An 11,503-nucleotide genomic window follows, 5' to 3' on the forward strand; every position below is an offset into this window, starting at 1 on the left:
CGTCTTTCGCTTAGACGCGCCAACGAATCCAGGCTGCACACACTATGAACGCTCCCACATCTTCCGGTTTCCGCTGCGGCATGGTCGCTATCGTCGGCCGGCCCAACGTCGGCAAATCGACGCTCATGAACGCGCTCGTCGGCCAGAAGGTGAGCATCACCTCGCGCAAGGCCCAGACGACGCGCCATCGCATCACCGGCATCAACACGATCGACGACGCGCAGTACATCTTCGTCGATACACCCGGCTTCCAGACGCGCCACAGCGGCGCGCTCAACCGCTCGCTGAATCGCGCGGTGACGTCGACGCTCAGTTCGGTCGATGCGATTCTCTTCGTCATCGAAGCCGGCCGCTTCGGCCCCGACGATCAGCGGGTGCTCGACCTTATTCCGGCCGGCACGCCCACGCTCTTGATCGCGAATAAGCTCGACCGCGTCGGCGATAAAGATTCGCTCTTTCCGTTCATGCAGCAGATGTCGGCGTTGCGCGAGTTTCGCGAGATCGTGCCGCTAGCGGCGAAGCATCCCGAGGACATCAAGCGCCTGATGTCGGTAATCAAGCCGTATCTGCCGGAAGGCGAGCCGATCTACGGCGAAGACGACCTCACCGACCGCAGCGAGCGGTTCCTCGCCGCCGAAATCCTGCGCGAGAAAGTGTTCCGCTGGACCGGCGACGAGTTGCCGTACACGAGCACCGTGCTCATCGACAAATTCGAAACCGAAGGCCGCCTGCGCCGCGTGTTCGCGACGATTCTCGTCGACCGCGACGGCCACAAGGCGATGATCATCGGCCAGAAGGGCGCGAAACTGAAGCAGATCAGCACCGAGGCGCGGCTCGACATGGAGAAGCTCTTCGACGGCCCTGTGTATCTCGAAACCTTCGTCAAGGTGAAGAGCGGCTGGGCGGACAACGAAGCAGGCTTGCGCGCATACGGTTACGAATGACGCATGGACCGAAATCATGGACGCCGGCACCACCGACGCGTGGATGACTCCGCCCGCCGACGGTCGTCCTGACGACGACCTGGACGCCACCGCGCAACCCGAGCGGCCCGCGCGGGCCACGCGGGCCGTGGCGAAGCGCCGCCGCGCGCCTTCGTCCGCTGCCGGCAGCGCGGACAAGCCGAAACCGCGCGCCGCGCCGCGCTCCGACTTTCGCGTCAACGAACAGCCGGGCTTCGTGCTGCATAGCTATCCCTATCGCGAGACGAGTCTCGTCATCGATGTCTTCTCGCGCGATCACGGGCGTGTCGCGCTCGTCGCGAAGGGCGCGAAGCGTCCGCATTCCGCGCTGCGCGGCGTGCTGCAGACCTTCCAGCCGCTCGGACTCTCGTGGACGGGCAAGGGCGAAGTCCGCACGCTGACCACGGCGGAATGGGTCGGCGGCATGCTGCCTTTGACGGGCGACGCGCTGCTCTGCGGCTTCTATGTCAACGAGCTGCTCGTGAAGTTCTGCGCCCGCGAGGACGCGCATCCCGCGCTCTTTAATCACTACGTGCTGACGCTCTCGCGCCTCGCGCACGGCGAACCGGCGGTGCAGGTGCTGCGCTCGTTCGAGCGCGTGCTGTTGCGCGAAACCGGTTATGCGATGGCGCTCACGCGCACCGTCACGCGCGAGAGTGTGGTCGCGGAAGGCCGCTACACGTTTGATCCGGAACGCGGCGTGCGCGAAGCGTCCGACGATTTTCCTCCGCAATGGCCGGTCATCGCCGGGCAGACGCTGATCGACATGGAGCGCGACGACTACGGCAGCGCCCAGACCGCCGTGCAAAGCAAGACGCTGATGCGCTTCCTGCTGAACTATCACCTGGGCGGCGCGCCGCTCGCCACCCGTCAGATTCTGATCGACCTGCAAAATCTATGAGCTTCTTTCTCTCTTCGCCCGCGAGCGTGATCGATCTCGGCGTGAACATCGATCACGTCGCCACCTTGCGCAATGCACGCGGCACGTCCTATCCCGATCCGATCCGCGCCGCGCTCGCCGCCGAGGAAGCAGGCGCGGACGCGATCACGCTGCATTTGCGCGAGGACCGCCGTCATATCGTCGATGCCGATGTCCGCACGCTGCGTCGGCTCCTCAAGACGCGAATGAACCTCGAATGCGCGGTGACGCGCGAGATGCTCGACATCGCGTGCGAGATCGGGCCGCACGATGTCTGCCTCGTGCCGGAGAAGCGCCAGGAGCTGACGACCGAAGGCGGCCTCGACGTCGCCGGCCAGTTCGAATCGCTGAAGGCCGCGTGCAAACAGTTGGCCGATGCGGGCATCCGCGTGTCGCTGTTCATCGATCCGGACGAGACGCAGATTCGCGCGGCGAAGGAAGCGCAGGCGCCGGTCATCGAACTGCATACGGGCCGTTATGCCGAAGCCCACGACGAAGCCGCGCAGCAGCGCGAATTCGAGCGCGTCGCGAAGAGCGTCGATTTCGGCAACTCGCTCGGGCTGAAGGTCAACGCGGGCCACGGCCTGCACTATACGAACGTGCAGCCGATCGCCGCGCTCGATGGCATCGTCGAACTGAACATCGGCCATGCGATCGTCGCGCACGCGATCTTCGCCGGCTGGGATAACGCGGTGCGCGAGATGAAGGCGATCATGGTCGCATCGCGGCTCGCGTCGCAAACGAAACGCTGAGCGCGGCATCATGGCGATCTACGGAATCGGCACGGACCTCGTGCAAGTAAGCCGCGTCGCGGCGGTCATGGAGCGCACGAAAGGGCGCTTCGCCGAGAAAGTGCTCGGCCCCGACGAACTGCGCATCTATCACGCACGCCGCGCCCGCTCGGAAGTGCGCGGTCTCACGTTTCTCGCGACGCGCTTTTCCGCCAAGGAAGCGTTCTCGAAGGCGATCGGCCTCGGCATGCGCTGGCCGATGACATGGCGCGCGCTGCAGACGCTCAACGAGCCGAGCGGCAAGCCGGTCGTCGTGGCGTCGGGCGAACTGGCCGAATGGCTCGCGCAACGCGGCATCACCGCGCAAGTTACCGTCACCGACGAGCGTGACTACGCGGTGACCTTCGTCGTCGCGGAAGTCGCGGACAAGGCGTGACAGCACAATCCACCACCACAAGAAAGCCAATTGAATCCGATGAAACGCACTCCCGGCCCCGTCATGCTCGACGTCGCCGGCACGACGCTCTCCGACGCGGATATCGAGCGCCTCACGCATCCAATGACGGGCGGCATCATCCTTTTCAAGCGCCATTTCGAGGACCGCGCGCAGCTCGTCGCGCTCACCGATGCGATCCGCGCGGTGCGCGATGACATCCTGATTGCCGTCGATCACGAAGGCGGGCGCGTGCAACGCTTTCGCACCGATGGCTTCACAGTGCTGCCCGCGCCCGGCAAACTCGGCGCGTTGTGGGACAAGGACGTGCTCGCGGCCACCAAAGCGGCGACTGCGTTCGGCTACGTGCTCGCGTCGGAGTTGCGCGCGTGCGGCATCGACATGAGCTTTACGCCGGTGCTCGATCTCGACTACGGCCAGTCGCAGGTGATCGGCGATCGCGCGCTGCACAGCGATCCGCGCGTGGTGACGATGCTCGCCAAGAGCCTGAATCACGGCCTCGCGCTCGCCGGCATGGCGAACTGCGGCAAGCACTTTCCGGGGCACGGCTTCGCATCGGCGGATTCGCATGTCGCGCTGCCGACCGACGATCGCCCGCTCGATGAAATCCTCGCCGCCGACGTTCGTCCCTACGACTGGCTCGGGCTGTCGCTTGCGTCGGTGATTCCGGCGCACGTGATCTACACGCAAGTCGACGACAAGCCCGCCGGCTTTTCGCGCATCTGGCTGCAGGACATTCTGCGCGCCAAGCTGGGCTTCACTGGCGCAATCTTCAGCGATGATCTCTCGATGGAAGCCGCGCGCGCGGGCGGCACGCTTACCGAAGCCGCGACGGCCGCGCTGACGGCGGGCTGCGACATGGTGCTGATCTGCAATCAGCCGGAGGAGGCGGGCAAGGTGCTGGAGCAACTGCGCTTTACGCCGTCGAAGGCATCGCAGCAGCGCATCCGGCAGATGCGTCCGCGCGGCAAGGCGTTGCGCTGGAGCAAGCTGCAGAATCAGCCGGAGTATCAGGCGGCGCGGACGTTGATCGCGAGGGCGTTGGGCTAAAGTCCGTCGGATGGACACAAAAAAACGCCACGGCATGCAAACTGCCGTGGCGTTCTTTCTTGGCGGCTGTGAAGCCTACGGTTCCAGCTTCATCCGCTGCAGCTTGTTGTAGAGCGTCTTCGGGCTGATGCCGAGCAGCGTCGCCGCGCGGTGCCGCGTCCCGCCGACCGCTTCGAGCGTCGCGCGAATCAGCATGTCTTCGACATCCGCGAGCGCCGTGCCGACGGTCACCTGAACGCTGCTGCCGTTGAGGCCGCGCCCGCCCGGACCGCCTTGCTCGTCGGCGCGCAGTGTTTCGATCGTCTCGCCCGATGCGTGATACGCGCGCCGCACGCGATCCCGCATTTCGCGCACGTTGCCCGGCCAGTCATTCGCGATGCACTCGCGCAGGAACGACGGGCTGATGCGCTTCGGCGATCCGCTCGTGATTCCGGCGATGTGATTCTCGCGATTGAGCTCATCGACGAATTGCTCGGCCATCAGCGCGATGTCGTCGTCGCGTTCGCGCAGCGGCGGCAGCACGATCGACGACACGGACAGCCGCTGGAACAGGTCCTCGCGCAGCGCGCCGCTCGTCACGGCATCGCGCGCCGGCGTGCGCGACGATGCGATCAGACGGAAGTCGGTCATGATGCGATTGCTGCCGCCGACGCGCATGAACGTCTGCGAATCGAGCGCGCGCAACAGCGCTTCCTGCTGCGGGGCGGGCAAAGAATCGATCTGGTCGAGGAAGAGCGTGCCGCCGCCGGATTGCTCGAGCAGGCCCGGCTCGCGATTCTCCGCTCCCGCAAACGCATTGCGCTCGTGGCCGAACAGAATGCTTTCCATCGAGCGGTGCGTGCCGTCAGCGCGCGCGGTCGAGCAGTCGAAGCTCACGAACGGTCCCTTGCGGCGGCGGCTCAACTGGTGAATGGTGCGCGCCGCCAGCTTCTTGCCCGTGCCCGGCTCGCCGCAGATCAGCACGGCGGCTTCGGTCGGCGCAGTGTGCTCGATCTGATCGTAGACCTGCTGCATGACTGCGCTGCGGCCGAGCATGTCGCCGAAATGGCCGAGTTCGCGCAGCGTCGAGCGCAGCGACTGCACTTCCTCGGTCAGCTCGTAGGGACGGGGAATCCGCGCGAGCAGGCTGCGCAAACGCGGGATGTTGACCGGCTTCAGCAAGTAATCCCAGATGCCGTGCCGCAGCCCTTCGATCGCGCTTTCGACCGTCGCGTTACCGGTCATCACGATGACGGGCAGCGCTCCGTCAGGCGGTTGCGACGGCAGGCTCGGCAGCAGATCGAGGCCGCTGCCGTCGGGCAGGTTAAGGTCGATCAGTACGACATCGGGGATGAAGCGCGTCAGCGCGGCGCGCGCCTCGGCGAGCGTGGTCGCGGTATCGACGGAAAAGCCGTCCGCCGACAGGATCGCGGACAGGCCGGACAGGCTGTTGGGATCGTCTTCGACAATCAGTGCGTGTGGCATGGCAGACACAACGTATCAAAAGAGACTGTAATTGCCGTTGCAGCATGCGTCGCCGGTCAAGGGCGATGCTTGGAACTCGGGCGCTCGTGGGCGGGCTGCGGCGCGTTGTCATGCTTCGACTGCGCGGCGCGTTGGATCCCGCTGCGGTTTGTTCTTGTCCTGCGCTTGGGTATCGACTACTGCGTCACTGCGGCTTGATGTGCAGATCGTTGCTGATGGATTGCACGCCCGACACGCTGCGGGTTACGGCGACGGCCTTCTGAATCTGTTCCTCCGAATTCACGTTACCGGACAACTGAACGACACCGCGATAAGTCGCCACGCTGACCGCGAGCGATTTCAATCCCGGATCGGCAAGCAGCGCCGCTTTCACGCGCGCAGTCACCGAGGCGTCCGATGCGTAATCTGCGGCCGGCTCGCCGGTCGAAGCGGTCTGGCATCCCGCGGTCAAAGCGAAAGCAGGTAGCGCAAGCGCCGCGACGATCGTCCATTGGCTAAAGCGGAAGCGCTGGAAGTGCATCTGATGCCGTGGTTTAGTCCCGATGCGCGGATAAAGCAGGAATTGTGCCAAATTGTAAAAAGCAGCTCGCGCGGCAAGGTACGGCCATGTAGTTACAACAAAAACAGCAACATAGGCGAGGAGAAGGCCCGCTTGCTGCATCAAGACAATTGCTTCCAAGCGGTAAAGTTTGCCTGAATTTGCCAAAAAATTCATGCAAAAGAAAAAGCGCCCGCGATGGGGCGCTTTCATTGACAGCCTTGACCGGCGGTTCCGTCACCGCCGCCCTGCGCCGGGCGTGGCCGGCGTAAGGCTTACGCGCTGCCGCTTTAGGCGCGGCTGCGGTATTCGTTCGTGCGCGTGTCGATTTCGATCTTGTCGCCGATGTTGCAGAAGAGCGGCACTTGTAGTTCAAAGCCGGTGTGCAGCTTCGCGGTCTTCAGCACCTTGCCCGAGGACGTATCTCCCTTGACGGCCGGTTCCGTGTAGACGATTTCGCGAACCAGCGTGGTCGGCAGTTCGACCGAAATGGCCTTCTCGTTGTAGAACACAACTTCGCAAGCCATGCCGTCTTCGAGATAGTGGAGCGCGTCGCCCATCATTTCGGCTTCGACTTCGTACTGGTTGTAGTCGGCGTCCATGAAGACGTACATCGGATCCGCGAAGTACGAGTACGTCACTTCCTTGCGGTCGAGCACGACGACGTCGAACTTGTCGTCGGCCTTGTAGACCGTTTCCATGCCGGCGTTCGTCAGCAGGTTCTTGAACTTCATTTTCACGACCGCTGAGTTACGGCCGGACTTGTTGTATTCGGCACGTTGCACGACCATGGCATCGTTACCGATCATGACGACGTTGCCGACGCGGAGTTCTTGTGCGGTCTTCATAAAAACTGGGTCCTTACGATTGAATTTGGCTTCAGTGTTGCCGTGGATTGCTGATCTGCGGATTGGATCGATTCGGGTGGAGCGCCGTCCGCGGTAACAAAACTGCGGCCTGCGCTCGGATAACCGCTTATTTTAACTGAGCTTTTGCTGATTTGGCCAGCCGCCGGGCAGGCGCGCCTGCGTCAGCCGCCCATGCGCGCAGCCACGTGCGCGACCAGGTTGCCCGCCAGATCGCCGACGTCCGCGAGTTCATTGGCCCATCGCGACGCACGCGCCTCTAATTCCCGTCGATGCCGCCAGAAATCTGCCCAGTCCGGCGTGCCCGCGCCGTTCCACGCATGCCAGAAGCGATTGATCGCATCGCGCGCCAAGGGCGAAAGTCCGCTGGAGTAATGGGCGAGGGCGGCATCGAGTTTCGGCAGATGCGCGTCGTCGGCTTGCGGGTAGATGTGCCACGCGAACGGCTTTTGCGCCCATTGCGCGCGCACGAACGAGTCTTCGCCGCGCACGAAGTTGAAATCGGCGGCCCAGAGCAGTTCGTCGAAACGCGGCTGCTCGACGAAACCGAGCGCGTGCGCCCGCAGCGCGCCCGCACGCGCCGATGCTCCCGCAGCGAACTTCGGCAGGCCGAAGAAGCGCGCGACCGCGCCGGAAATGCGCCCCTCCGGCACCAGCAGCACGACGGGCGACGCGCCATCGCGCCACTGCGCGAGCAGCGCATCGACGGCGGGATTCTCGTAGGCGAACAGCGAGATCACCGTCGATGCCGCGTCCGGCCGCTCGATGCCCACGCGCTCCCGCCACCACGTTGCGGCATCGAAGCGTTCGCGGGCGGCATCGAGGCCGCGCTCCTTCAACACGCCGCCCGTGCCCGCGCCGAGGCCGGGGAAGAAGAAGCTTTTTTCGAGCGGATAACGCGGATGCGGCGACGGCCGCAGGTGGAAATCCGCGACCCAGTCTTCGCCGCTCAGATACTCCAGGTTGACCCACACGGGTTTCGGCTTGCGACGCGCCATCGCGGCGATGTACGCATGCGGAATCTCGCACGCGAACGCTTCGACGACGACATCGGCGATCTCGAGCGCGTCGCCTACATGCGCCGGTTCGCGCCAGTGTTCGATGACGACGCCCGCCGCTTCCTGCCGCGCGAGCGACGTATCGACGGCGGGGCAGAGCGCGTGGAAGACGGCGAGATCGTCGACGAAGAGCCGCACGCGCCAGCCGTGCTCCGCGCGAAGCTGACGCGCGAGCCGCCAGCACACGCCGATGTCGCCGAAGTTGTCGACGACCGCGCAGAAGATGTCGCAGGCGAGTTCCGGGCCTGCTTGATGCGACGGGAGCGTGGACATGGCGGCATGAGCGGCGGCGAGACCGCGTCGTAATGTTCTAAACTGGCGATTCTAAGACACGGTGCGCCGCCTGCCTTGTCCCTTCCGCGCATCGTCACGATATTCGCTGCATGACTCAGACCGACGCCCCCGATCCGACTTTCGACCCAAAGAAGACGCTTGTGCAGTTGCCGCATCTGCCGGGCGTGTACCGCTATTACGACGGCGACGGCAACGTGCTCTACGTCGGCAAGGCGCGCAATCTGAAGAAACGCGTGTCGAGCTACTTCACGAAGACGCTGCATTCGCCGCGCATCGCGATGATGGTCACGCGCATCCGCAAGATCGAGACGACCGTCACGCGCTCCGAAGCCGAAGCGCTGCTGCTCGAAAACAACCTGATCAAGGCACTCGCGCCGCGCTACAACATCCTCTTTCGCGACGACAAGTCGTACCCGTTCCTCAAGCTGACCGGGCACGCGTTTCCGCGCATGGCGTATTACCGCGGCGCGGTCGACAAGAAGAATCAGTACTTCGGGCCGTTTCCGAGCGCCTGGGCGGTGCGCGAGAGCATTCAAATCTTGCAGCGCGTATTTCAGTTGCGCACGTGCGAGGACTCGGTGTTCAGCAACCGCACGCGTCCGTGTCTTCTGCATCAGATCGGGCGATGCACCGCGCCTTGTACCGGTCTCATCAGCAAGGAGGATTACGCACGCGATGTATCGAACGCGTCGCGCTTTCTGCTTGGCCGGCAGGGCGAAGTGATGAAGGAGCTAGAAGAGAAAATGCATGCGTTCGCAGCCGAGCTGAAGTTCGAGCAGGCGGCGGCGGTGCGCAACCAGATGAGTTCGTTGTCGACGGTGCTGCATCAGCAGGCCATTGAAGTCGGCGGTGAAAGCGATGTCGATATCCTCGCGGTCGTCGCGCTGGGCGGCAAGGTGTGCGTGAATCTGGCGATGGTGCGCGGCGGTCGCCATCTCGGCGACAAGGCGTATTTCCCGGCGCACGTGGAAAGCGCGATGCCGCTTCCCGAGGACGACGAAACGGGCCTCGAAGACGACGAAGCGGGCCTCGAAGACGATGAAGCCGTTGAAGCCGTCCAAGCGGTCGAAGCGGATGCGACAGCACTCGTCGATGTTCCCGCGCCGGAGATCGAAGCAATTGCGCAAGCCGCACGAGACGAGGCACAGGCGCAAGACGGCGTGCAGTCGACGACGGAAGGCGATGCTGACGCGGCGCGCGTCGAAGCTCAGCTGGACGTCGAAGACCAGACCGAACCCGCCACGCGCGAAGGCGCGCTCGAATCCGAAGTGCTGGAAGCGTTCATGGCGCAGCACTACATCGGCAATCGCGTGCCGCCGGTGCTCGTCGTGAGTCATGCTCCGGCGAGCCGCGAACTCGTCGACCTGCTGATGGAGCAGGCCGGGCACAAGGTCACGCTGCTGCGTCAGCCGCAAGGTCAGAAGCGCGTCTGGCTGTCGATGGCCGAACAGAACGCGAAGCTCGCGCTCGCGCGTCTCCTGTCGGAGCAGGGCTCGCAGCAGGCGCGCACGCGCTCGCTCGCGGAAACGCTCGGGCTCGACATGGACGACCTCGCGCTGATGCGCATCGAGTGCTTCGACATCAGCCATACGATGGGCGAGGCGACGCAGGCGTCGTGTGTGGTGTATCACCATCACAAGATGCAGTCGGGCGAATATCGGCGCTACAACATCACCGGCATCACGCCCGGCGACGACTACGCCGCGATGCGCCAGGTGCTCACGCGCCGCTACGAGAAGATGGTCGCGCAGGCGGCGGCGAACGCGAACGAGGAAGCCGCGACGATGCAGCCGGATGACGCCGCCGATCCCAACGTCACGCCCGACGCCGCGCCGGCCGTGGCGGCGGGCGGGACGCTGCCGAATATCGTGCTGATCGACGGCGGCAAGGGGCAGGTGGAAATCGCGCGGCAAGTGTTTTCGGAGCTTGGACTCGACCACGGCATGCTGGTGGGCGTCGCGAAGGGCGAGGGGCGCAAGGTCGGCCTCGAGACGCTGATTTTCGCGGATGGCCGTCCGGCGCTCGAACTCGGTAAGGAAAGCGCGGCGCTGATGCTGGTCGCGCAAATCCGCGATGAAGCGCACCGTTTCGCGATTACCGGCATGCGGGCGAAGCGGGCGAAGACCCGCCAGACATCGCGGCTGGAAGAACTCGAAGGCGTCGGCGCGAAGCGGCGTCAGCGCCTGTTGTCGCGGTTTGGCGGCTTGCGCGGCGTGCAGGCGGCGAGCGTCGAGGACCTGGCGAGCGTCGAGGGCATATCGCTTGCGCTCGCACAGCAGATTTACCGGCAGTTGCATTGACGAGCGGCCCCGCTGCGCGCCGCTTCGGGGCCTTCAACCGCGCCTTGTGAGCGTCGGATCGACGCGGCACAATGGCGCCTCCAACCCCTCACGCACTCGATCTCACTTTCGCCCATGCCGTTCAACCTACCGATCTTCCTGACGTGGCTGCGAATCGTGCTGATTCCGCTCGTCGTGGGCGTGTTCTATCTGCCGGACATGATGTTGAGCCTCGAGCATCGCAACCTGCTCGCGATGGTCATCTTCGTGCTCGCCGCGCTCACCGATTGGTTCGACGGCTTCCTCGCGCGCAAGCTCAATCAGACGTCGGCGTTCGGCGCGTTTCTCGATCCGGTCGCCGACAAGCTGATGGTCACCGCCGCGCTGCTCGTGCTCGTTCAGAGCGCGCGGCTCAACGCGGTAATCGCGCTCGTGATCGTCGGACGCGAAATCACCATTTCGGCGCTGCGTGAATGGATGGCGCAGATCGGCGCATCGAAGAGCGTGGCGGTGAATTCGCTCGGCAAGTTCAAGACGGTCTGCCAGATGGTCGCCATTCCGATGCTGCTGTTCTACGGTCGCCTAAATATCCCGGGCACGCAGTGGGTGCTCGACTCGCGCGTGTGGGGTTTGTGGCTTATCAATGTCGCGGCGTTTCTCACCGTCTGGTCGATGTTCTACTACATGAAGCTGGCCTGGCCGCAGATTCGTGAGCGTGGCGGCATGCTTTGAAACAGTCGGCAGGGTAAGCGCAAAAAATTGCGTCGAAGCCGAAAAAACCGCAGACAAAACAGTTGACAGGTCTCTTTGGCTTCTACATAATCTCGTTTCTCTGATGCGCGACGCGGAGCAGCAACGAAGCGAAGCAGTCAGTTAAGCAGCAAATGC

The 11,503-nt window shown here is 64.1% G+C and carries 11 protein-coding genes; 7 read left to right on the forward strand and 4 right to left on the reverse strand.

Annotated features, from left to right (window positions below):
• Nucleotides 1–44: 44 nt before the first annotated feature.
• The 5 genes from era to nagZ are packed head-to-tail and all read left to right on the forward strand — an operon-like array spanning nt 45 to nt 4,116.
• Nucleotides 45–944 carry a GTPase Era gene (gene era, locus AB6804_RS12185; RefSeq protein ID WP_244794358.1) on the forward strand — a complete coding sequence of 300 codons (900 nt, stop codon included), beginning with the start codon at nt 45–47 and terminating at the stop codon, nt 942–944.
• A gap of 16 nt (nt 945–960) precedes the next feature.
• Nucleotides 961–1,863, forward strand: a complete 903-nt coding sequence (recO, locus tag AB6804_RS12190; protein WP_370886667.1) for a DNA repair protein RecO — start codon at nt 961–963, stop codon at nt 1,861–1,863.
• On the forward strand, nt 1,860–2,633 hold the full coding sequence (pdxJ, locus tag AB6804_RS12195) for a pyridoxine 5'-phosphate synthase (protein WP_370886668.1): 774 nt from the start codon (nt 1,860–1,862) through the stop codon (nt 2,631–2,633). The genes recO and pdxJ overlap by 4 nt, the downstream gene beginning before the upstream one ends.
• A gap of 10 nt (nt 2,634–2,643) precedes the next feature.
• Nucleotides 2,644–3,048, forward strand: a complete 405-nt coding sequence (acpS, locus tag AB6804_RS12200) for a holo-ACP synthase (RefSeq protein WP_370886669.1) — start codon at nt 2,644–2,646, stop codon at nt 3,046–3,048.
• Between the two features lie 39 nt (nt 3,049–3,087).
• Entirely contained in the window at nt 3,088–4,116 is a 1,029-nt protein-coding gene (gene nagZ, locus AB6804_RS12205) for a beta-N-acetylhexosaminidase (protein WP_370886670.1), read from the forward strand.
• Nucleotides 4,117–4,191: 75 nt separating this feature from the next.
• Here the strand turns inward: nagZ and AB6804_RS12210 are convergent, their stop codons facing one another.
• The 4 genes from AB6804_RS12210 to earP all read right to left on the reverse strand — a co-directional run bounded on the left by AB6804_RS12210 (nt 4,192) and on the right by earP (nt 8,315).
• Nucleotides 4,192–5,580 carry a sigma-54-dependent transcriptional regulator gene (locus AB6804_RS12210; RefSeq protein ID WP_370886671.1) on the reverse strand — a complete coding sequence of 463 codons (1,389 nt, stop codon included), beginning with the start codon at nt 5,578–5,580 and terminating at the stop codon, nt 4,192–4,194.
• Between the two features lie 184 nt (nt 5,581–5,764).
• Nucleotides 5,765–6,331 (reverse strand): BON domain-containing protein, encoded by a 567-nt coding sequence (locus tag AB6804_RS12215; RefSeq protein WP_370886672.1) that lies wholly within the window; start codon nt 6,329–6,331, stop codon nt 5,765–5,767.
• A gap of 77 nt (nt 6,332–6,408) precedes the next feature.
• Nucleotides 6,409–6,966 (reverse strand): elongation factor P, encoded by a 558-nt coding sequence (gene efp, locus AB6804_RS12220; RefSeq protein ID WP_370886673.1) that lies wholly within the window; start codon nt 6,964–6,966, stop codon nt 6,409–6,411.
• A gap of 182 nt (nt 6,967–7,148) precedes the next feature.
• Nucleotides 7,149–8,315: an elongation factor P maturation arginine rhamnosyltransferase EarP gene (gene earP, locus AB6804_RS12225; RefSeq protein ID WP_370886674.1), complete on the reverse strand. Its 1,167-nt coding sequence runs from the start codon at nt 8,313–8,315 to the stop codon at nt 7,149–7,151.
• A gap of 110 nt (nt 8,316–8,425) precedes the next feature.
• On the opposite strand from earP, the gene uvrC reads away from it, so the two are divergent.
• Together uvrC and pgsA are read left to right on the forward strand one after the other, a co-directional pair.
• Nucleotides 8,426–10,636 (forward strand): excinuclease ABC subunit UvrC, encoded by a 2,211-nt coding sequence (uvrC, locus tag AB6804_RS12230; protein WP_370886675.1) that lies wholly within the window; start codon nt 8,426–8,428, stop codon nt 10,634–10,636.
• Nucleotides 10,637–10,750: 114 nt separating this feature from the next.
• The gene (pgsA, locus tag AB6804_RS12235) at nt 10,751–11,347 is read left to right on the forward strand and encodes a CDP-diacylglycerol--glycerol-3-phosphate 3-phosphatidyltransferase (RefSeq protein WP_035959573.1); all 597 of its coding nucleotides are present in this window, start codon (nt 10,751–10,753) and stop codon (nt 11,345–11,347) included.
• Nucleotides 11,348–11,503: the final 156 nt, after the last annotated feature.

Origin of the sequence: Caballeronia sp. RCC_10, from assembly GCF_041360715.1 — a bacterium.
Lineage (GTDB): Bacteria > Pseudomonadota > Gammaproteobacteria > Burkholderiales > Burkholderiaceae > Caballeronia > Caballeronia grimmiae.